Genomic DNA, 20,068 nt, shown 5'->3' with positions numbered 1-20,068 from the left:
TGGACTTAAAAGAATTTCAGATAGCGCTGGATTTCCCACTCTGAAACGTGATTGTGGTACTCTTCCCACTCCCGCTGTTTATAGTTGATGTAGGCGTGATACATTGCTGAACCCATCACCGTTTTGCTCAATGGATCAGATGCAAATGCTTCAACTGCTTCCCCCAGTGTTCGAGGTAACGTTTGAATTCCCATCTCTTTTAGTTCATCCAAAGTATACTCATACATGTTTTCAGTATGAGGTTCACCTTCATCCAAGCCTTCCCGAATACCTTCTAAACCTGCCGCAAGAATCATTGCAGCACCAAGATATAAATTGGTGGAAATATCTGCCGCGCGGCATTCAACTCGACCTCCCGCCAGTGGGATTCGCAGCATGTTGGTACGATTATTTCCACCGTAACAAACATACACGGGTGCCCAAGTTGATCCAGACATAGCGCCTTGACGTACCAGTCGCTTATAGCTGTTGACAGTCGGACAAGTCACTGCACAGATCGCAGGTGCATGTTTAAGAATCCCTGCAATAAATTGATAACCCAGTGTGGAGAGCTTACACCCCTTGGGATCACTTGGATCAAAAAATATATTTTTTTCAGTCTCTCTATTTGCAAGAGACATATTGTAGTGAGCACCACTGCCGGTTCGATCGGACGAGAGCTTTGGCATGAATGAAGCGAAATAACCATGTCGTCTGGCAATTTCCTTTGCCATCAATCGGAAGAAGGTGAAGCGATCAGACATAGTTAGCGCGTCGCTGTAGTTAAAATCAATCTCAAATTGTCCTTGAGCATCTTCATGATCCAGGGAATAGACATCCCATCCCAACTCATTCATGGCAGTCACGAGTTCATCAATGACCGGATAGTTATCCAACAATGTTGGAACATCATAGGCGGCTTTGGCTAAGTCATCGCGATCGCTGACAGCCGCAAACCGACCATCCGCTGTATCTCGCAGAATAAAGAACTCAGTTTCAATTCCTAAATTGAAGGTGTAACCCATTTCATTAGCTTGGGCAAGCACACGCTTGAGGATATTGCGCGAACACGCTTCAAAGGGTGTGCCGTGCAAATATAAATCGCTGGCAAACCAGGCAACTTCGCGATTCCAGGGCAGGATCACCATACTTTCTGGATCAGGATGTGCCGATACTTCTTCATCATGGATGGATTGCGGAATTCCATCCAAAGCAGCACCCGTAAATAGTTCTGAGCCTTGCAGCATTTGCTCAAGATGATTTAGGGGAACCATCTTGGCTTTGCACATGCCATGTATATCTACATAACTAGCCAAAGCATATTTTACACCCTGCTCCTGAAGCATTGATTCGATCGATGTTGAGTTTGCCAGAACTGAGCGCGTTTCAGACATATCAATGGTCGTCATGGTATCTCCTAAAGACAACAGAAATTGGAACATCCAGTTGACGGGTGAATTGGAAAATCAGCGGCAGATCAGAAATTAGACCACTGGAAAATTGGGTGGGATTGCTTCAAGCGGTAATTTCTCTAGTAGTGCTTGTTCAAGTTGTTGACTGAGTGTATCGATGCAAGCGTCTAAGATTTTTTGTCCATACTGCGTAGTGGCTTGACTGGGACTCCCTACCCCGCCATATACACTTTCTTGATTCACTGTGTAGGCAAAAAAACAATGGGCTGAACGATCTGGCTCATCTTTTGCTTTTTCAAGCTGTACCAGATCAGGACGTATAGCCAGCATCACTGAGGTTTCAGCACAGTTGGCATGGAAATTGATTGCATCCTGTTGATAGAGTTGGTTGATCTCAGATGAAATCTCCCAAACCGATCGAAGTGCAATTCTCAACTCTGGATATTGGTGGCGGATAGTTTCTAACCCACACCGCAACGGTGCCCAATTGGTATAGTGACCATTCAGCAAAACGAGGCGGCTAAAGCCAGAACCAACAATCCATTCAGCGATCTCTAAAATCATTGTGGAGAGCGTTTCTGGACGCAGGGAAATAGTTCCTGCCCATTTCTTTGTGTGTCCCAATGAGCATCCATAAGCTAGGGGAGGGAGGACGGGAAATCCCGTCTTAGCGGAAACCCCTTGAGCAACAGCAACGATAGAAAATGTATCAACTCCAACTGGAAGATGCAGGGAATGCTGTTCGGTTGCGCCAACTGGAAGGATGACTAGATCCTTGCCGCGATCGCGCAATTCTCCAATTTGTTTCCATGTGAGTTCGTCCCACAAGATGGGTGAGTTCATAGATCTATTCCTCAGTAAAAACCTATTGAAAAGAACATTTAGCGATCAAATCCACGCTTCAAGGTATAACCCTGAAAACCGTAGATATCCTTTGACCTGTTCTTCAAAGTTGCCTAAAACCTATTGACCTAAGGTTAGTGGATAGAACAACCACAGAATGAAATATTTGATACAAAGTTAAATTAGGAGAATCTGGCTGAGGAATCATCAAAAATATAGGATAAGATTTGAGTATTTAGCGGATTTATCACTATGACTTCAAGCGACTTCGCCAGCCCTATGCTTGAATTAGATCAAGTTGATCAACAAATTATTGACTTACTACGCAGTGATGGGCGTATGACCGTATCTGAAATGGCAAAGCGGTTATCGATGCCCGAAACAACAACTCGTTACCGAGTTCAACGCCTAATTCAATCGGAAACGGTCAAAGTTTTAGCGTGGCCTAATCCTGAGAAGCTGGGAAAACCAAACATTCTCATTGTTTCAATGGTGGTTGACAATAGCCGAATTAGAGCCATTGCAGAGGATTTCCTGAGGATGGAAGAAGTCCGTTATGTAGCTGTGATCACAGGGCGTTTTAACCTTATGATTGACGTATTTTTTGGAGTACATGCCGAATTAATGGCTTTCTTCGAGAAGCTCCAGCAAATTCCAGGCATAATCAGCTACGAATCTCATTTTATCCTTGATTTGTTGAGGGCAGAGTATAAATACACGCTTGGTTGAAGTGCTACTCGTTGTAGAACATTTGTTCTGAATCAAGCGCAAGTGGTTTCTGTGTTTAAGAATAGTTGCGGTTATGCCGCAACCATCTCAGAGTAGTGTCGTGAAATTGTTCAAGCACCTCTAACTTCTGATTAGAAGAATGGAACTAGTAGACATGAATGATTAATAAAAATCATGAGTCGAAAGAAACGTTCGTCAAAAAAGCAATTTTGAGAGATGTTTGATAACGATTCGACGAATGGTTGGAGACTTTAGATCAGTAAATTCTAAATCAGGCATTTCTTTAGGAGAACTATCTAGGTGCTAAGCTGAGAAGTTGGCTGTCGGCAAGCCGATAGCGATCGCCATTGAAGCAATAATTCAATTGCCGTAAGCGATCGCCCTCCATCTGTAACACCTCTAAACAGGGCAAAGCCTGACCCCGATCTTCCCCCACCTGAAATAATGGTTTATTGGCTGGAAGGTTGGGGTTGAGATAGTTCTGGAACACTTCTATTGCAGGTTGATTCTCTCTTAACCAGTAGCCAGCGTAAAGACAGCCCAAAGCTCCACACAAATTGGGAGTGTTGAAATTAAGCAGTGTCAGTTTGCCTGCTTTTCCGTCTACAGTCCAGGCAAGCAGGGTTTCTTTTGCCTGTGCCATGTCCAGATCCGTGTTCGCGTGAATCACCTGTTCTAAAACAGGTTCAGGGACTACTGCTGTCGCTTTTTGCCAGGGAACCGTTGCTGCACTGGAACTGCAACCTGCCCCACCAATCAGTACCGATAACAGCAGAAAAAGGCTAAAACCGATGCGAAACCAGTATCCCACCTGCCATAACCAGTAAGGTGGTGCAGGGATGGTGGATGTGTGCAGTTCTTGCTGCTGAGTTGGAGCCAGTTTTGAAGCTGAATCTGTCATAGTAGGTTTCCTCTCCAACTTCCACTCACTGTTGAACCTGAACATTAGCGGGAACCGTAATGCCTAACTGCCGGAGTGCCCAGACCTCCTCTGCAAACCAGGTAGGATTCTGGGTTGAGGCTGCGCCCTGACTAACCTGTTGCTGGAAGCGATCTTTACCAAGGCGCTGAATCTCGCGCCGAAACCGTGCCAGTGTCAATTGTTGAGCAACGGACTGGGGCACAACACTGGCAAAGGGAACGCGATCGCCCATCGGGTTAAAAAATACTTCCTCACAGCGTCCATTCGTAACCGCGATGATCAGATTAGTTGGTGCTTGGCTATTTTCGGTATAGGTTGCCAGCAAGTAATAGTCCTTGCCCTGTAAGCGACTAGAGCCGATCAATTCGTTCCGAATAATGGCTTGTCGAGTTTGTTGGGGAATACAATGACTGACGGTTTCTGGGATTCCAGTAGTTTGAGCATCAAGCGGAAGATACCCTAACCCGATAGTGAGCAGCATACCCACCGCTAAAGGTAGCCAGAAGGTTGCAGTCAAACGTCTGCCAATGGATCTCAGTGAAAATCGCTGCTGGGGTTGCATGGTTGATTCCTCCTTAGAATTGAACCCGCTGTCTAGGATTGATGGAAGAGCCGCTGCGCCAGTTGCCGGGGGTAGCACCTTCAATCACTTCAAAGTGGAGGTGGGGTCCGGTGCCCAAGCCGCTTTGTCCACTACGGGCGATTGCCTGCCCCTGCCGAACAGCCGTGCCAGTGCTCACGTCCATTGAATCCAGGTGAGCATAGAGCGTCATTCTGCCATTGGCATGTTCCACAATCATGGTCTTGCCATAGCCCGACAGCCAACCTGCGTAGAGAACCTTGCCACCATCAGCCGCTCGAACCGATGTCCCGATCGGTGCGCCAATATCAATGCCAGCGTGATTGGAGCTACAACTGGCACAGGGACTGGAGCGAGAACCAAACTCACTGGTCACTGGAAAGCCTGGAGCAGGGTTAGTTAGCTTTCCGGTGACTTGTCCGGGTGTCCCACTGTTCGAGGTTGTATCATTGCTTTTCGTTCCAGAGGCATTAGCAGTTGTCCGGGTTGCGCTGGGAGCACAGGTGAGAGTGCCATTGCCACCGTTGCGATAGCGAGTCACAGCCGTGCGACCGTAATCTCGTAGACTCAGCCGACCCAACGCATCGGAACTTCCCCCATCCACATGGCTGTAATCGCCACCGAAGTGTTTTTGGGCTACTCGTTCTAAGAGGCGATCGCCTGTAAAGGATTGTCCTGTGGTTGGATCGATCTGTCCGCGCGTTACCTGAATCTTATTGGCAAGGTCTGCCATAAAGGCGCGATCCTGATCAGCAGGTGGAAAGAATTGAAACAGTTCCGCTTCAGTGGGTTGGTAGCCCTGTCCAATGCGATTTAAGAATCCCTGCCCTCCTGGTTTTGCAGCAATTAACTGGACTGCATAGGGGTTGTAGCTCATGAACTGATAGCGTCCTAACCCTCGTCCACAGTTGCTTCCGCCATCCGCGCAGGTATGAACTCCGACTGCCTGGTAACCGCCACTTCCAGCACTTTCGATGCTGGCGATCGATTCTGCCAGTGCGTTTAGATCAATACCTTGTATGGACTGTGCTGACACGGGCTGACTGCTGCCACCGAAAGTACAGGGATTGCCCTCATTTTGATTCCCAGCGCCAGTTCGGCTACTCCCGGTTTCTCGGCTAGCTCCAGAGGGTTGGGATGCAGCGGCAGCTCGTTGATCGCTCAAATCGCCCACAAATATCAAAGCATTGACTTTGTAGGTAAAGAACGGCACCGGACCAATGAAGTAAGGTGTGCAACCGAGTGCATTCGCACAGAAGCGGAAGAATAGAGCGGTGTTTACGGTATCCGTGGTTTCATCTGGCTCCATCACCACGACTTTGAAAGCAGAGCCAAACGGTAAGCGCCCTGTAGGTTCTCGCCCACCATTCACCGATCGCAAAACGCCCCAACCACCCTGGACTTCCTGATATTTTCCTGAGATCCATTGCTTGCCTTCTAGCCTGCCACGCGCATTACGCCCAGCGTTCTCCAGATCATCCAGTTCAACATAGGCGCAGTCCTTTTCGGCACAGGGGACAGAAAATCCCTGGACATCGGAGCCAGAAATCGTGTTATTGCGTTGTGCCTCTGCTGGACCATACACCTGATCGATCCGCATGACCAGGCTACCAAGTTCAGCGATCGGGTTGGGCATTGATCCCAACGGCACCTGACCCAACCCTGGAATACCTTTCACCAAGCTGTTCATCCAGCCCTCAAATTGTTGGAGTTGAACGGCTTCCAAGTTGGGAATAGAAATGACAGGAAAGCGAGAAAGATCAATCTCCTTTAAGCGTAGCTGTCCAACCTGGGGATTCTGTGCCAGCACTTCAGCCAGGGTTTGATCAGAGACATTAATGCCGACGGCTTTGGCAGCGAGAAGAGCTGCGACAGGGGCGATCGCCCGGACATTAGTTTGTGCCAGACCCGGCACCACTGTTGCTAAATGGCTCAGGGTTTGATCGGTTGCCAGCGTAAACGCACTCAAGGCAACTTGATTGAGATCGAGGTTGGTGAGTTGGGCGATCGCCCCTGGTGAAAAGACCTCCGCTTGAAATGCTTGTGAAATGTCCCCCAGCTTCAAATACTGATCGGGAGTCATGCCAGCGCTCCAACGACGGCTCAGGTCATACCCCAACATTTGGCTGTAGGGCTTGCCATCGACCGAGCCAGAGCGGCTGATACCCGGCATCTGTGATAAAGAGATTCGGTTCCAGTCGGGCAACAAAACTTGCGTTGCAGGCAATCCAGATTGACTCCCTGCAATTTCTAGAATCCTTGTGGGTAGGCTGCCGTCGTCGATCGTGCGAGCAGATGCAGGTGCAACCAGCCCGCAAAGGCTGATGACAATCAAGCACAGCGAAATGATCCATGCCAGAACACGCTGCCGCTTGAAGCCGTCTGGCATTCTCAGTGGGGTATTCATGACAGTAGAAAGGGTTGAGGGGATTAAAGCTCCAGTTCGGGTGCAGAAAAGGTACGCTCTGTTCTCGGCTGATAACGATAACCCTTGCCATAGCCTTTTAAGTGAGGGTTGGGGTTGGCGGCTGATTCCGAGTAAGGCGTATCGCCAAAATTTTGTTCAAAGATGTTTTCCTGGTAGCCATCACTGAAGTGATCGGTTTGCCAGGGATTGGTGCCTGCCCCAGAGATCGATTGTTCGTCACTAGAGCGAGTGGTTTGATAGCCACCCGTTTGATAACCGCTACTGCTGTCGGGGGTGGTATTGAAATCGGGGGTTGATTCAGTGTTCATCGCGCAAGCATCCATACGAAACGATATGCTTGCCAGCCTATAAAGCCAGACCTGGGAGTGACCTCAACCAAGTGGATAACAACGCTCCAGCCAACTGGCTGTTTGTAGGGACATTCCTACAGGAGGCTTGCGCTGTGGATCAATTGAGTTTTATTCCCGAAGAGTTGGTGCGAACCCTTCAACAAGGGAAAGATGCTGCCAACCCAGATACCCGTTGCTCATCTAGCACCCTGGAAATGTTGCGCCTTTTAGCATCCCTTGATGTTCCCAAAGAATTGCTAGCGTGCATGTTAGAAATGGCAGAGTTTTCCATGCATCACGTCCGTTATTTAGTAGGACCGCTGGTGCTGCATCGCAGTTTATGGGGTGATGCAACTCCAGGTTGGCTAAAGGTTGCCTGTGTGAAAGATCGGTTTGAACTTATCCTTTCCGAGTATGAACAGGAGCAAGTTGGAGACTATGCTACACCGACGGAAGTATTAGCTTATATGATGCCTGCAACGATGGAAGCACCGATGCATCGAAATTATGTTGATCTCTATCTTTGGTCGGGAAATGAGGTCATGAAAAAACACAATCGGTTGCCTGAAAATGCAACCAGTTTTTATGAGTTGATTGGTGGGCATCCGATTGAATTCAGCACAGTCAAAAATGATTTTCAAGATCTGAGCCGATCGATTCGTCGAAGCGTGGTGAAGCACGCAGCTCAACAGGGATGGGGAAAGCGGCGCAATCGAGCAAAGGTAGAAGCAATCGCGGCTGACCCAGCTCAAGTATCCGATCAGCCAGAACAGGTCAGTTTGTTCTGAATCATAAGCAATGCCGGAGATGGTTGGTGCTACCGCCCCTTCAAGCTAGTCCTCCATCCATTTCCGATTATGCCTGCCTCCCAAACTCACCCTCATTTGAAAGATGGAACCTATCAACTGATTACGTCGGGGAAAGAACTTGAATCGGCACTGCGCTTGCGTAGCCTCTCAGGAGGAGAATCGCTAGAGCAGTCTCCCATGTTTGGATTGGACTGCGAGACAACAGGGTTAGATCCTCACATTCATACGATTCGGCTCATTCAGCTTGCAGTCCCCCATCAGCCAGTGATGCTCATTGATTTACCCCAGATTGCTCCCTGCGATCGCCACCTGCTGCAACAGCTCCTCTCCAGCCCTGTGCTTAAGATTACTCACAACGGCAAATTTGACTGGCAGTTCCTTGCCCAGGCAGGACTTCAACCCGCGCCTCCCTTCTTCGATACACAACTTGCCTATCGAGTGCTGACAGCAGGACTGAAAACCAGTCTCTCGTTGCAGACGCTTGCTCAAAAGCTATTGAATATAGAGCTGGATAAAACCCAACAGGTCAGTGATTGGAGCAAACCCCTGACTTCAAAGCAGTTACAGTATGCGGCGTTGGATGCAGCAATTTTATTGGAACTGTACCCGATCCTGGTCAAGAAGCTGGAGCGATCGCACCTCCTCAAAATTGCCCAACTGGAATTTCACTGTATGCCTGCGGTGGCTCAGATGGAGCTGAATGGGATGTTGCTGGATCTCTCCCGCTGGAAAAGGTTGGGGGCAAAGCTAGAGAGCGATCGGGATGCTGCCCTCCATCAGCTCAACCAACTCCGGATCGCTGGTAACGCTCAGATGTCCTTGCTGCCGGAAATGACGGATACCATTAACCCAAACTCTCCCCAACAGGTGCTTGCAGCGCTTCAGGCATTTGGAATTCCAGTAAACTCTACCAATCAAAAGGAACTGGTTCCCCTGGCGAAACAATATCCTGTGATCCGAGCGTTGTTGGACTACCGCCACCTCTCCAAAATTACTGCTACCTTTGCCGATAGCCTACCCAAGCATATCCATCCGGTGACAGGGAGGATTCACCCGACCTACTATCAGCTTGGAGCCAGGTCGGGTCGGTTCTCTTGTCGCAATTCACCTTTGCAAACCATTCCTCGCGATGCCGCAGCTCGAACCTGCTTTGTTGCTGCACCCAGCTACAGGATCGTGCGAGCAGATTACTCCCAAATTGAACTGAGGATTGTTGCCCGTTTGAGTGGCGATGCTCAGATGCAACGAGCGTATTGTAGGGGTGAGGATCTGCATCAACTAACCGCAGCTTTGGTGACTGGAAAAGCGATCGACGCGGTGAGTGAGGAAGATCGTCGGCTTGCCAAAGCCATTAACTTCGGGCTGATCTATGGTATGGGTGCTGCCAAGCTTCAGAGCTATGCTGAGACCAAGTATGGAGTTACTCTGTCGTTGGAGGAGGCAAAGGCATTTAGGAAGCGATTCTTTGAAGCCTACACCGGAATAGCAGAGTGGCATGAGACGATTAAGCACAGTTACATTCGGGGAACAAAGGAGAGCCGTACACTGGCAGGCAGGCGGCGCAGGTGGGCAGACAAGCCTAGGCTGGCAGAGCTGCTGAATCATCCAGTCCAGGGGTTAAATGCTGACATCACGCAGTTGGCGTTGGTGAAGCTTATTAAGGCACGGGTGGATACGCGGTCAAAACTGATTTGCACAGTGCATGATGAAATTCTGCTGGAGTGCCCTGCGGTTGAGGCGAAGCATGTCAGTGATCTCTTGCACCGCTGCATGATTGCGGCAGCTCGGAAGTTTCTGCATCCGATCTCAGTGGTAGTGGATGTTAAGGTTTTTGCCAGTTGGGGCGGCGATGAGATTTAGGCGACCAGGGTCTGCATTTTGGCATAGAGTTTTCGCAGAAAACTGGCGGCGCGTTCTGGGCTATCTTTAGCAATGTAGTCCCAGATTTCCTCCAGGTCAGCTCCAGCAAGCGGACGCTTAAACACTTGCTTCATCAGACTTCTGGTTATTCGGATAATTTCTGCTGAGTCGCCCTTCGCGTTTGTCCGCGACGAATCACTGCTTCCATATCCAGAGGCGTTGGCTCACTGCTATCGATGCCTTTGCGAATTTCTGTACGGAGTTCTTGCAGTTTCATTGCCTGGAGCATGTCACGCTCTTTGAGGAGTCGCAAGCCTTCACGGATGACTTCACTGGCAGAGGAGTACATGCCGCTGGCGACTTTTTCTTGAACCATTTGCTCTAGTTCACTCGTGAGTGAAATGTTCATCAGGCTTCCTCCTGAACACGATCCACTCTTTTAGTTTTACTGAAGTAACAGAAAATAGCAACTTTTGTTATTGTGATTGCACTTAGGGAATAAAAATAGACTAAAGATCCCTAAATATTCCCTAAGCAATTTTTCCGAGAGCAGGGGGAGTATGGCGAAGCAGAGCAAAGCGGCACGGTTGATTCAGCAACTCCAGGGTTGGAGTGATGATGAGTTGGGGGAGTTGGCTGAGATGATCCAGGGGTTGTTAGAATCCCGGAAGGCTGAGTCAGACGAGGAGAAGCAGGAGACTCGTGAGGATGGTTCACCTTTGGGTAGGCATGGGGGACGAGGACATATTGAGCTAAAGATGATTCCTGACTCTAAAACAGGGAAGACTTATGGACCTTACCGCTACCTGCGCTATTGGGGAGTTACGAAGAAGGGGACGATGGGGTTAAAGAGTGTGTATTTAGGGAAGAGCAGCGATGGATAAGATGTAATCTCTCTTCAATCTGTGTAGTCGTTAAAATTTTGTTGTCTGAAAGCTATTAGTCTACCCAGATTAACCAAGGAGCCAAGCAACTTTCATCTTTATACCTATTGATAAAGTCAAGTGCCTGATTTGCCAAATCCAATGAAGGTTGACAGTTTGAAGAACATGGAAGGTGACATATAAGTGACGTTCCAAGTAAGTAGTTTGAAGGGTTAATACGCTTGAACTCTCCTGAAAAGTTCCATTGAATTATCTGCTGCTCAGTATGATCAATATTTGATTCTCCAATTGATGCTATAAAGTCAGAGCAACATTCAGGATAGCCCAGCAATAATCCAAACAACTTCTCATGAGGCTCGTACTTTCGATCAATGTCAAGAATCTGCTCTGCAACTTCAGGATCTCTTGCAATACAAACAAAAGATTCAGAGTCTACCCGTAGGAATAAGCCATAACTGTTACACCAATCCTCTAGATGTAACTTGGCATAAGCGTGAAAAAGTTTTGTTCTGACGGCTGGTTTATTACAAGCTAGAAAATGAAGGAAATCTACCCTTGCTGAGATTGGCAGGAAACTGAGCGGCAGCGATCTCATTTGGTGAATAGGGTTCATTCTGCTGAGCGATTCCAAACCATTACAAGCTGAGAAATTTCACTGCTATTAACTGCTTGAAAGCCAGCAGCCTCAGCAGCTTTCTTTGAAGCAAGATTTGACTTCCGCATATGAGCAAATATCGTGTCATAGCTACTTTTCTCACAAGCAAGCCTGTATGCAATCCGACCAATCCGCCGGTTTTGAAACTTGGCGTTTATCTTGATTTGAATAGATGCATGTTTTCCAAAAGGTTCTTCATCAATCCAATTGATAAATACAAATCCGGCACGAGTATCGTTGGCATAGATGTGCCAGTAATGCCCTCCTTTATCACCGCCTTTTCCTTTGCTTCCTTTTCCTTGAAGCAAATAAATTTCAGAGCTATCAGTAGGTTCAGGCTTAGTTGCAGGTGTTTTTCGTAAAACTGATTGCCTGCTAGCAACTGAAGAAGCTGATTTTTCCCTGGTAGTTTGCTTAGTTGTTGCTCTTTCGGTTTTTTCTACCATAGATTTCAAGCAGCTCTAATTAGTTACTAAAATTGTTGCTTACTTCAGATGATAGCGGATGCGCTCAATGGCTGGCTTCCAAAATTCGGCAGGAAAAAAGCCAGGAGACAAGGCAACCTCAATGTCACAAATTTTATCCATTAGTCCATTCTGATATAAAGTACTAAACATTACATCAATTAATGTAATTACTTCTTCGCGTGAAGGATCATGACGATTTTTATGTGTTTCCCAGTCAGAATCCCCATTGAAGCGGTTATTAAAATAGTCCATATCTATATGTAACAAAACTGGAATATTAACTGGTAGATCCTTAATCCATTCATTTGGATCAGCAGTTACCCTATATGTACTCTTGCTATTTTTCGTTGAACCTAGATCCTGGCAAGCGTGTAGTTCAACAGCGAGACGTTTACTCTTTGGACTAAGAAACTGATCTGGTACTAAAGTTGGCATCAGAGAGTAGCACCCTTGTCGTACTACACTATAACCCGTTGCACAAAGGTGACGTATTTGAACTTTTTGTATGGAATGAAGTAGAGGAACAATAAAGCTACCAATTCCAATAGATCCACTCCTAATTGCATTACTAACAGACTCTGGTTCAAGTAGGTTTAAACTTTTACTAGTAATTGCATCTTTCCATCCAGATTCTTCATTCCATACTCTAGGACTCATGAGATCATCGTGATCATCAACATGAAGGACGACAATTTCAGATGGTAATTGATTTTTTTCAGCATAAACTGATGACAACCATTGGCTCCAAGCCAACAGTGTCCAGGAGTCATTAAGAGATAATTGAAAACCTTGGTCTTTCTTAACTGCAAAAGGAATTTCAGAAACACTTAATCCGCTTCGCCACCAAGCAAGCCCTTCTGCAAGATAAGGATCAATATAGTAATCAGAAAGCTCAGGAAAATGAAGATCTACAGACCAAACATCATCAATTAAAGTACTCGACACATATTGTCCAAGAAAATATTCGTGTAATAGCTGCGAACGTGCTGATTTGTCTTGTGGAAGAGCATCGAAAGGTAAGAAAATCATGATGTATTTCTGTAAGGATTAAACTTGCATTCCTACACTATCTTTCAATACCGATTCAAGTCTATCAATTAAACTAAATCCTACTTTTGTTAAGGACGTATTCCTAAGTGTTGTAAATCCTTCCAATAGCTGAGATTTAATAATTTCTACCTGTCTATCTGCCTTGCCTTGATTTACCCTATCGTGTTTGGCTAAATATAGCCAGAACTCTAAAAGGTGCGTAAAAACAAAGACAGCATGAAGCAAACCGCTTGGAGGGCGTAAATCTTCGCGCCATGGAGAAGACACTAAAGGAGTGTCACAAATAACCAAAGGAGTTAAGCGCTGTAAAAGATAGAGCTTTTGGTGACGATGTTCATGGATAAGTGAATCTGCTAAGTTATATGCATCAACAAAATGATTGCCTTGCTTAATAGAAACGTATAAAGCGCCCGGTACTGAGTTGTCGCTAAATGAAACTATTTTTTCTGAATGAGCAGTAAGATCTCGAATAAACTGAATTTCTGGACTAATCAATCTCATTTCATTAACTAAATTTGGTCGCCAAGATTCAATCAGATCTAAGCTTGCTTTGAGAATTTCTCGACCTTGATCTGCTGTCTGTTCATCTTCAAATAGTATCTTTTTACCAAATGGGGCACGTAAGCATTCATCATTACGATGAATTAGATACCTCTGGTAATTCTCACAGTTTAGAGTTCTCAACAGCTCTATAATTTTGCCAGGGTAGTGGGTGTTTGCAACAATTAATTCGCCGTCAATCGCATAAACTTTTATCCCTAAAATTTTTCTTTTGACTACAGAAGTCCACATTGCAATCGATGGATAAATAGCAATGTAAGAGCCACTTTTAACGCTAAATCGGATTCTTTCAATTGCTTCTAGCTGTTCAGCATCTTCTTCAAGAGACCATTCTAAAGCAGCCAGAAAATCTTTATTAGCCTCATCTAACCAAGTCTTCAAAAGAAATTCAATAATCGGTTCTGACGTTTCAGATTTCTCAAAAGCTGCTATATCAAAATTAATCTCTTTTACTAGATTAGAAGCTATGCTTAGGTTGACTAATTCAAGATCCAGCTGATTCTGTAATTGATTCCTGGCGTGATTGATTAGCGCCAACATTTCATGGCAATAAACTGTTGGGTGAGTGAACCCATCTTGTGCGTAGCGGTGTGGAATAGAACCACCTCCACAGACATCAACAACTGAGCAAGTTTGGCACTGTGGAGATAGCCCTTCGTGAGTTAGTAGTTTTCTATGGTTTTGAATTTGACTAGATGAAGCAATAATATTTCTAATACTAGATTCTTCTAATGTTGTACCAAGAGAAGTAATTCCGCCGGATGTAATTTTAAGGACATCAAGATCATGGTATGACCCATCTGTCTCTATCGTCAAAAGACTAATATCTCCGAAACCGAATGAATCAGTGTTGCTAGGTAAACCAGCTAAGCTACTTAAGATCGCATCAAATGTTCTTACTGGAATATATGAATATTGATTAAACCAAATATCAAAGGCTTCTATCAACCATGAGGAATATAAATTAGGATTCTCAGTACGTCCTGGAGGTAAACAGTGATGATTTGCATCAGGCAATAAAAAATCAATCTGTGGAGGTTGATAAGCCTTAAAAAAATCAAATAAATATTTTGGATGTATCGAGGGATCAATGACAGCAATTAAACCACTATATATTGATGGACGATCCTTTAGCATTTGTAAAGACTTCTCGACTGCATCGAAGGAAGAGTTACCTTTGTGGTCAAGTCGATGAAGATCATGCGCCTCTCTATGTCCATCAATACTTAGTGATACGCCTATCCTCATCTGCTCTAGCTGAGCAAGTATAGGTTGAGTTAAAAGTACACCATTTGTTTGAAGTGAGAATCCAACTTTGCACCAAGACGGTAACGTTTCCTGAATCCATTTCGCTGTTTCAATAATTGTTGCCACACCTGCAAGAAGTGGTTCTCCTCCATGGAATACAACTACGACTTCCTTTAGCTGTTTAGTTTCAACGTACTCACCTATACGAAATGCTAATAGTTGACGGTGATTTTGTGACATCACAATTGGCTGCTTCTGCCAACTTTGATCAGCATGGCGATACATATAGCAGTAATCGCAGGCTAAGTTGCAACGAGAAGCAATTTTGATAAGGAAGCAAGTAATTTGAGGCTCGATTTGCATAGAAAGAACCTGGAAATAATTGAGTCTCCAGCTAAGCTCAACGAAAGGAATCAACTAAATAATCTTTAGTTAAGAATAAGCTGGAGACTACTTAATACAAGCTTTTGGTTAAGGAGAAATGTTGAAGAGAAAACTTTAAATCACTGATTAGAAAAGCCTAATAACTTACGAACGATTATGGCGGTGGTGCATACGATCATAACTAGTAATGCAAGCCTCTACCCCAGATTCTGGAGAAGAAGCTAATTTTGCCTGAAGTCGATTTAAGGCAGGGTGATTGAGGTTGTTGTTTGTTAGTAAATGAGCTAAGTTCTCTTTCGTAGATTCTACCTGCCCAGCACTTACATCTTGGTTGGGAGAAGCGTTCTGAAGCATGTTAATGCCTTCTCTAGAATTATGGTGAGTTTATGCTAACATAATCCCTAACTTCCAGAATAGAATCCTTGCCCAGCAAACGTTTCTAGGCTTAATATTTCTTTTCAAAAATAGATGGCGCATCAAATGATTACAGTGCAAGGTTTGTAGCGCTTGTTTATTTTTTCTATTTATATTTATTCTATAAGATAAAAATATAAGTTAGTTTACCCACGTCGCTAGACTGAAAAACTGTTGAGTAATGCTCTTTACTTACTCAAATAACTCTCGATAGGAGTAGGCATACCTCGATCGATCGCCCCCACTTGCAGGTCTCGCATACGTCGCCCGATTCCGAATTGCCTGCATCTGCTCAGATTCTCGTTCCATTGCTGGGGTAAACTGCTGCCGATGTGCCAACAAAGCCTCCAGTTCAATTTGCCCTGGTCTACCTTGGTAAAACGCTTCCTCAGCACAACGCCGCACCGCATTCCCAATCTCAGCCGGTGTACAAATGCGGTACTCCGTCAAAAGCCTACGCCATTGGTCTTCTGTCCAGGGCGATTGACTATTCCCTCGAAATGCTGGGAAGTACTTTGCCAGATGTAGATTGAACACCTCATATCTGGCTCCCTCATGGGGCAGATCGATAAAGAAAATGTCATCAAACCGACGTATCAGTTCGGGTGGTAGCATTCCCAGACGATTGACGGTCGCGATCGTGTAGATCGGTTCCTGGTGTTCCTGCATCCACGTCAGTAGAGTTGCCGACAGACGACGGGCGATTCCGCCATCAACGTTAGAGTCCCAACCTGCAAAACCCTTGTCAAAGTCATCCCAGTAAAGGACACAGGGAGCCAGAGACGTGACCACCGCAATGAATTCCTTCAAAGCACGATCGGGGTTTGGGTTACTCAAGAGAATGCCCCAATTTGCCGCCAGCAAAGGCAACCCTATCTTCTTAGCTGCCATTTTGGCAGAGAGGCTCTTGCCTGTACCGGGTGGTCCCCACAGCACCATACCTGTAGGCAAGCTCAGTCCATACTGTTGAGCTTCGGGTCGAAGGAGAGACGCGATCGCTTCCAACCGCCGCTCTAACAAATCCAATCCCGCAGCCGTGGGCACGTCCGGTTCTGCAATACACTCCAGCCCACGTCCCCGCAGCTTGTTGATCTTGTGATCCAGAATCAATTGAACCAACGGCTCAGGGGTATCCGCAAACGTCAGCAGCCTGCCCAGCACCATTTCAATCTCACCCATTGGCAACCCCTGACAGGCCGCGATCAATCGTTGTTGAGCTTCAGAGTCATCCTTGCCCAACCAGGGATGCCGGTTATAAAACTGAGTCACGATCGCTTCTACCTGATGACGATCGGGCATTGCATGAGACAACACTGGAATAAAGGGTTGCAGTGCCAAAGGCAGTTGAACGTAGGTTTCCAGCAAGACCCAATAATGGGGCAGCGGGTTCCACAGCGCCTGGTAGTAAGCATTCAAGAGTTGGTAGCAACGTTGCTGGCTGATCTCTGCCACAGTGCTATTCAAAACCCCTTCCAGAAGATAAATGCCTGGTTCCGGCTGATCTAGCAAGGATTGGAGGATGTCTTGCTCTATCATTTGCGTTGTGGGTTGTAGAATGAGACTCCCTTGCGGTGCTACCAACTGCTGAAGTGTTGAGAAACCAGGGTTCCAGACATACACTGGGAGCGGGTGAGGCGTAGTTCCCCGAAGGGGTAATCGCGCCTCACCCCAACGATAAAACTGGCTCAACACCGCCATCCGATCCGGAGTCTGATATTCCAGCGCCACGATCGGAGCGTTCTGCTCGATCAGTTTTATCCAATCCTGTAACCGTTGCATGAGCTAAAGCTGTAAGGGTTCTCACCGTTTCTAACGAACTGGGCTTCATTCAGTCCTCAACCAAGTGGACACTTCTGAAATGACTGATCATACTTCCAATGGAGGGAAATGCCGCTAATGCGGCGAGGGAAGGAAATCCTCAAATTTGGGAGTTTATGAAATGGCAATGACCACAAAACCTCGCACCCCCAACGGCACTCGCAACGGTGCCACCTCCAAAACGGCTAAACCTAACGGTACAGCCTCAGCCACCAAAGCCAAAGCACCAACGGTTGATGGACTGCCGGAAACTAACGCATCAGCACTGCTCAAAGAATTGCGGAACTTGGTATTCAAGGAGTACGGCGTGAAGCTGCAACTCCGGGATGCTCGTGTCTCTACCAAAATTGGGCATGCGACTCGCGAAAAGCTTGGGCTTGACATTGCCGCTCAGGTGAAGAAGAAGGGTGGTAACAAAAAGTTCGACTGGCAGCGATGGAATACGAAGGTGTTCCCGCGACTATTCGGACAACCCGATGCGCTGAAGTACGCGCCAGAAGTGGTGGCGATCCTTATGAGCCTTCTGTATGACACCGTTCGTACTGATCCAGAGCAAGCTGTTGCAGACCTGGTGGAATTCAACCGGGCATCGCTGGAGCGCCGCAACTCTTTCCAAGCGGAGCAGGATGATGACTTGGATGATGAACTGAATGACGATCTCGATGATGACTTGAGTGATGAGCTGGACGATGAAGCCAGTGATGAACTGGACGATGACTTGGATGACGAGTTAGACGAGGATCTAGACGAAGAAGAGGACGAATAACGCATTCAGCTTTGCTCACTGCCTGATTGCTATGCCCTGCATTAGTTCGGCTGATGCAGGGTTCTTTTTTCCCGCCCACCTCCCACGCACGCTGAAGCTAAAGGCAGTAGCAACTGCGGAAGGAATGAAAGCTCGGACTGCGCGAAGCAGGCATCTGTCGATGCGTTGGCGTAGCCTCTCACAGAGAATCGCTATGAGAAATCCAACTCATTCATAAAGGAGCAATTCTCATGGTTACTGCAACTGCAACACGCAAAGCTGCAAAAAACACTGCACGCAATGCATCGAAGCACACTCCTGCTTTGCAACGGGTGATTCCCTATCAGGAGAAAGTTCGACTGATGGTGATTGAAGTGCTACGGGAAGAGTCTGGACGAGAGCTGGCAGCATCCGCTCGTTTCACCGGACAGGAGTTCGATTGGGAACAGCACAATGCCCAGTTTCGTAAGGACTATGCCGAAACCTTACTCCGGGATCTGCTAACCTATGCTCGCAAGCTCTATGGATTGCAAAATCTAGATGAAGTGCGCGATCGCCGTGCTGCCCACAAAGCAACCCGCACGGGACGCTTGAATGCGCTCAACGGGTTGAGTACAACGGATGACTTGGATACGGATGAAGAGTTTGAAGTTGATCTGGAAGAGGACATCAATCTGGATGACTAATTCTTGCGCCGCAACTGTGGCTGACACCCAAACCCCGACTCACCGCCGGGGTTTTTCATTACCGCCCGCCCACCCACGTAGAATGGGGTTTAACCATTGTCCAAGATCGCTTGGACAATTAATTTATTCCTAAAAATTTTATTCGCTCAGATCTGTAGGATCTGCGATGCTTGCACCGCGCTTCGCGTTCGCCTCTGCTGCCAGAGCATTTAGCTCCATCTCTAGCTGCTCAATACTGGGCAAACTTCTCTGTAATGGTTCTGGTAACGTGTCCTTCAGTCGGTAGGTTGCCACTCCCACCGGGTGTTGGATGTACCGCAATGCATATTCCACCGTTGCCTTATTTTTAGACTTGCACAAGACAATCCCAATCGTTGGATTATCCATCTCACTCCGCAACAAATCATCCACAGCGGCAATGTAGAAACTCATCTTGCCTGAAAATTCAGGTTCAAACTCAACCATCTTCAGGTCAATCACCACATAGCAGTGTAGTTTGACATGGTAGAAAAGCAGGTCGAGTTTATACTCCTTGCCGCCGACCTCAAGCGAATACTGGCTACCTAGGAAGGAAAAGCCCACACCCAGTTCCAGCAAAAAATCTCGAATTCGATCCACCAGTGCCCGTTCAAAATCTCGCTCTTGAGCGGCTTCTGCCAGTTCCAGAAACTCAAAATTGTAGGGACTTTTCAGGATCTGGCGGGCTAAGTCTGACTGGCTTTGAGGTAGCGTATGGTCAAAATTATTAACGGCATTTCCCACTCGCTGATGCAAACCGCTTTCAATCTGATGCACCAGGGCACTGCGGCTCCAGCCATGTTCGATCGTCTTCTGGGCGTACCAAAGCCGTTCCTCATTGCCTTTGAGCTTATCCAACAGCGCAATATTGTGATACCAGGTAATTTGGCCCATGACTGCTTGAATTACCGTTTCATCCGGAAAGGCTTGGGCAAAGGCTCTCATATAGAGCAGGTTAGAGCGGGAGAAGCCCTTAATCTCTGGAAAAGCGTGTTTTAGGTCTTTAGATAGGCGTTCAATGACTTTGGCTCCCCACCCTTCCTGCTGCTGCTTGGCAAGAATAGCACGCCCAATCCTCCAGTACAGAGTCACGAGTTCCCGGTTGACTGCGGTCGCTGCCCGCAGTTGAGCACTCTGAATCCATTCTTTGAGGTCATCCAGAAAGCGATCATAGCTATCTGACGACAGGTTGCGGCTCTTCCCAGCTTTTGGTGATGGGATGCCATGATCAAGATATATCCCTTGCG

At 46.8% G+C, this 20,068-nt stretch carries 21 protein-coding genes; 6 read left to right on the top strand and 15 right to left on the bottom strand.

Annotated features, from left to right (window positions below; all coding sequences use genetic code 11):
* Positions 1-5 precede the first annotated feature (5 nt).
* Together glnT and AC5JLP_RS27515 are read right to left on the bottom strand one after the other, a co-directional pair.
* Positions 6-1,388: a type III glutamate--ammonia ligase gene (gene glnT / locus AC5JLP_RS27520; RefSeq protein ID WP_496071034.1), complete on the bottom strand. Its 1,383-nt coding sequence runs from the start codon at positions 1,386-1,388 to the stop codon at positions 6-8.
* Between the two features lie 75 nt (positions 1,389-1,463).
* Positions 1,464-2,234 (bottom strand): creatininase family protein, encoded by a 771-nt coding sequence (locus AC5JLP_RS27515; RefSeq protein WP_496071033.1) that lies wholly within the window; start codon positions 2,232-2,234, stop codon positions 1,464-1,466.
* 252 nt (positions 2,235-2,486) lie between these two features.
* Between AC5JLP_RS27515 and AC5JLP_RS27510 the strand changes: the two genes are divergently transcribed.
* Positions 2,487-2,963 carry an Lrp/AsnC family transcriptional regulator gene (locus AC5JLP_RS27510; RefSeq protein WP_496071032.1) on the top strand — a complete coding sequence of 159 codons (477 nt, stop codon included), beginning with the start codon at positions 2,487-2,489 and terminating at the stop codon, positions 2,961-2,963.
* Positions 2,964-3,255: 292 nt separating this feature from the next.
* Here AC5JLP_RS27510 and AC5JLP_RS27505 read toward each other — a convergent pair whose 3' ends face one another.
* The 4 genes from AC5JLP_RS27505 to AC5JLP_RS27490 are packed head-to-tail and all read right to left on the bottom strand — an operon-like array spanning position 3,256 to position 7,201.
* Positions 3,256-3,864, bottom strand: a complete 609-nt coding sequence (locus AC5JLP_RS27505; RefSeq protein WP_496071031.1) for a hypothetical protein — start codon at positions 3,862-3,864, stop codon at positions 3,256-3,258.
* A 25-nt stretch (positions 3,865-3,889) separates the two neighbouring features.
* The gene (locus AC5JLP_RS27500) at positions 3,890-4,447 is read right to left on the bottom strand and encodes a hypothetical protein (RefSeq protein WP_496071030.1); all 558 of its coding nucleotides are present in this window, start codon (positions 4,445-4,447) and stop codon (positions 3,890-3,892) included.
* 13 nt (positions 4,448-4,460) lie between these two features.
* Positions 4,461-6,872 (bottom strand): M23 family metallopeptidase, encoded by a 2,412-nt coding sequence (locus tag AC5JLP_RS27495; protein ID WP_496071029.1) that lies wholly within the window; start codon positions 6,870-6,872, stop codon positions 4,461-4,463.
* Between the two features lie 23 nt (positions 6,873-6,895).
* On the bottom strand, positions 6,896-7,201 hold the full coding sequence (locus AC5JLP_RS27490) for a hypothetical protein (RefSeq protein ID WP_496071028.1): 306 nt from the start codon (positions 7,199-7,201) through the stop codon (positions 6,896-6,898).
* Positions 7,202-7,335: 134 nt separating this feature from the next.
* Between AC5JLP_RS27490 and AC5JLP_RS27485 the strand changes: the two genes are divergently transcribed.
* Both AC5JLP_RS27485 and AC5JLP_RS27480 read left to right on the top strand, forming a co-directional pair.
* Positions 7,336-8,010, top strand: a complete 675-nt coding sequence (locus AC5JLP_RS27485; protein ID WP_496071027.1) for a hypothetical protein — start codon at positions 7,336-7,338, stop codon at positions 8,008-8,010.
* A 69-nt stretch (positions 8,011-8,079) separates the two neighbouring features.
* A complete protein-coding gene (locus AC5JLP_RS27480; protein WP_496071026.1) occupies positions 8,080-9,891 on the top strand; it encodes a bifunctional 3'-5' exonuclease/DNA polymerase in 1,812 nt (603 codons plus the stop codon).
* Here AC5JLP_RS27480 and AC5JLP_RS27475 read toward each other — a convergent pair.
* Together AC5JLP_RS27475 and AC5JLP_RS27470 are read right to left on the bottom strand one after the other, a co-directional pair.
* Positions 9,888-10,025, bottom strand: coding sequence for a type II toxin-antitoxin system RelE/ParE family toxin (locus tag AC5JLP_RS27475; RefSeq protein ID WP_496071025.1), 138 nt, complete (start codon positions 10,023-10,025; stop codon positions 9,888-9,890). The genes AC5JLP_RS27480 and AC5JLP_RS27475 overlap by 4 nt on opposite strands.
* A gap of 11 nt (positions 10,026-10,036) precedes the next feature.
* Positions 10,037-10,300, bottom strand: coding sequence for a type II toxin-antitoxin system ParD family antitoxin (locus AC5JLP_RS27470; RefSeq protein WP_496071024.1), 264 nt, complete (start codon positions 10,298-10,300; stop codon positions 10,037-10,039).
* Between the two features lie 151 nt (positions 10,301-10,451).
* On the opposite strand from AC5JLP_RS27470, the gene AC5JLP_RS27465 reads away from it, so the two are divergent.
* On the top strand, positions 10,452-10,775 hold the full coding sequence (locus tag AC5JLP_RS27465) for a hypothetical protein (protein WP_496071023.1): 324 nt from the start codon (positions 10,452-10,454) through the stop codon (positions 10,773-10,775).
* 55 nt (positions 10,776-10,830) lie between these two features.
* Here AC5JLP_RS27465 and AC5JLP_RS27460 read toward each other — a convergent pair whose 3' ends face one another.
* From AC5JLP_RS27460 to AC5JLP_RS27435, 6 genes are all read right to left on the bottom strand, one after another.
* Positions 10,831-11,388, bottom strand: a complete 558-nt coding sequence (locus AC5JLP_RS27460; RefSeq protein ID WP_482037710.1) for a hypothetical protein — start codon at positions 11,386-11,388, stop codon at positions 10,831-10,833.
* Positions 11,385-11,876, bottom strand: a complete 492-nt coding sequence (locus AC5JLP_RS27455; RefSeq protein ID WP_496071022.1) for a GNAT family N-acetyltransferase — start codon at positions 11,874-11,876, stop codon at positions 11,385-11,387. The genes AC5JLP_RS27460 and AC5JLP_RS27455 overlap by 4 nt, the downstream gene beginning before the upstream one ends.
* Positions 11,877-11,915: 39 nt before the next feature.
* A complete protein-coding gene (locus AC5JLP_RS27450; RefSeq protein ID WP_496071021.1) occupies positions 11,916-12,926 on the bottom strand; it encodes a hypothetical protein in 1,011 nt (336 codons plus the stop codon).
* An 18-nt stretch (positions 12,927-12,944) separates the two neighbouring features.
* Entirely contained in the window at positions 12,945-15,119 is a 2,175-nt protein-coding gene (gene yhhB / locus AC5JLP_RS27445) for a cyclophane-forming radical SAM/SPASM peptide maturase YhhB (RefSeq protein ID WP_496071020.1), read from the bottom strand.
* Between the two features lie 165 nt (positions 15,120-15,284).
* Entirely contained in the window at positions 15,285-15,494 is a 210-nt protein-coding gene (yhhA, locus tag AC5JLP_RS27440; protein WP_482037706.1) for a YhhA family cyclophane-containing RiPP, read from the bottom strand.
* Positions 15,495-15,746: 252 nt separating this feature from the next.
* The gene (locus tag AC5JLP_RS27435) at positions 15,747-17,333 is read right to left on the bottom strand and encodes an AAA family ATPase (RefSeq protein WP_496071019.1); all 1,587 of its coding nucleotides are present in this window, start codon (positions 17,331-17,333) and stop codon (positions 15,747-15,749) included.
* A gap of 160 nt (positions 17,334-17,493) precedes the next feature.
* Between AC5JLP_RS27435 and AC5JLP_RS27430 the strand changes: the two genes are divergently transcribed.
* Together AC5JLP_RS27430 and AC5JLP_RS27425 are read left to right on the top strand one after the other, a co-directional pair.
* Complete coding sequence (locus tag AC5JLP_RS27430; RefSeq protein ID WP_496071018.1) at positions 17,494-18,138, top strand: hypothetical protein; 645 nt, start codon at positions 17,494-17,496, stop codon at positions 18,136-18,138.
* Positions 18,139-18,368: 230 nt separating this feature from the next.
* The gene (locus tag AC5JLP_RS27425; protein ID WP_496071017.1) at positions 18,369-18,803 is read left to right on the top strand and encodes a hypothetical protein; all 435 of its coding nucleotides are present in this window, start codon (positions 18,369-18,371) and stop codon (positions 18,801-18,803) included.
* A gap of 138 nt (positions 18,804-18,941) precedes the next feature.
* On the opposite strand, the gene AC5JLP_RS27420 is transcribed toward AC5JLP_RS27425, so the two are convergent.
* On the bottom strand, positions 18,942-20,060 hold the full coding sequence (locus AC5JLP_RS27420; RefSeq protein WP_496071044.1) for a PDDEXK nuclease domain-containing protein: 1,119 nt from the start codon (positions 20,058-20,060) through the stop codon (positions 18,942-18,944).
* Between the last annotated feature and the right edge of the window lie 8 nt (positions 20,061-20,068).

The sequence above is a fragment of the Stenomitos rutilans genome, assembly GCF_059505485.1.
Note: the sequence above shows the minus strand (reverse complement) of the source record. Positions and strands in the feature narration are given on the sequence as shown.

What these genes read in the sequence shown, in the direction of transcription:
- glnT (WP_496071034.1), bottom strand. Translation starts at nt 1,388, where the DNA reads ATGACGACCATTGATATGTCTGAAACGCGCTCAGTTCTGGCAAACTCA.
- AC5JLP_RS27515 (WP_496071033.1), bottom strand. Translation starts at nt 2,234, where the DNA reads ATGAACTCACCCATCTTGTGGGACGAACTCACATGGAAACAAATTGGA.
- AC5JLP_RS27510 (WP_496071032.1), top strand. Translation starts at nt 2,487, where the DNA reads ATGACTTCAAGCGACTTCGCCAGCCCTATGCTTGAATTAGATCAAGTT.
- AC5JLP_RS27505 (WP_496071031.1), bottom strand. Translation starts at nt 3,864, where the DNA reads ATGACAGATTCAGCTTCAAAACTGGCTCCAACTCAGCAGCAAGAACTG.
- AC5JLP_RS27500 (WP_496071030.1), bottom strand. Translation starts at nt 4,447, where the DNA reads ATGCAACCCCAGCAGCGATTTTCACTGAGATCCATTGGCAGACGTTTG.
- AC5JLP_RS27495 (WP_496071029.1), bottom strand. Translation starts at nt 6,872, where the DNA reads ATGAATACCCCACTGAGAATGCCAGACGGCTTCAAGCGGCAGCGTGTT.
- AC5JLP_RS27490 (WP_496071028.1), bottom strand. Translation starts at nt 7,201, where the DNA reads ATGAACACTGAATCAACCCCCGATTTCAATACCACCCCCGACAGCAGT.
- AC5JLP_RS27480 (WP_496071026.1), top strand. Translation starts at nt 8,080, where the DNA reads ATGCCTGCCTCCCAAACTCACCCTCATTTGAAAGATGGAACCTATCAA.
- AC5JLP_RS27475 (WP_496071025.1), bottom strand. Translation starts at nt 10,025, where the DNA reads ATGAAGCAAGTGTTTAAGCGTCCGCTTGCTGGAGCTGACCTGGAGGAA.
- AC5JLP_RS27470 (WP_496071024.1), bottom strand. Translation starts at nt 10,300, where the DNA reads ATGAACATTTCACTCACGAGTGAACTAGAGCAAATGGTTCAAGAAAAA.
- AC5JLP_RS27465 (WP_496071023.1), top strand. Translation starts at nt 10,452, where the DNA reads ATGGCGAAGCAGAGCAAAGCGGCACGGTTGATTCAGCAACTCCAGGGT.
- AC5JLP_RS27460 (WP_482037710.1), bottom strand. Translation starts at nt 11,388, where the DNA reads ATGAACCCTATTCACCAAATGAGATCGCTGCCGCTCAGTTTCCTGCCA.
- AC5JLP_RS27455 (WP_496071022.1), bottom strand. Translation starts at nt 11,876, where the DNA reads ATGGTAGAAAAAACCGAAAGAGCAACAACTAAGCAAACTACCAGGGAA.
- AC5JLP_RS27450 (WP_496071021.1), bottom strand. Translation starts at nt 12,926, where the DNA reads ATGATTTTCTTACCTTTCGATGCTCTTCCACAAGACAAATCAGCACGT.
- yhhB (WP_496071020.1), bottom strand. Translation starts at nt 15,119, where the DNA reads ATGCAAATCGAGCCTCAAATTACTTGCTTCCTTATCAAAATTGCTTCT.
- yhhA (WP_482037706.1), bottom strand. Translation starts at nt 15,494, where the DNA reads ATGCTTCAGAACGCTTCTCCCAACCAAGATGTAAGTGCTGGGCAGGTA.
- AC5JLP_RS27435 (WP_496071019.1), bottom strand. Translation starts at nt 17,333, where the DNA reads ATGCAACGGTTACAGGATTGGATAAAACTGATCGAGCAGAACGCTCCG.
- AC5JLP_RS27430 (WP_496071018.1), top strand. Translation starts at nt 17,494, where the DNA reads ATGGCAATGACCACAAAACCTCGCACCCCCAACGGCACTCGCAACGGT.
- AC5JLP_RS27425 (WP_496071017.1), top strand. Translation starts at nt 18,369, where the DNA reads ATGGTTACTGCAACTGCAACACGCAAAGCTGCAAAAAACACTGCACGC.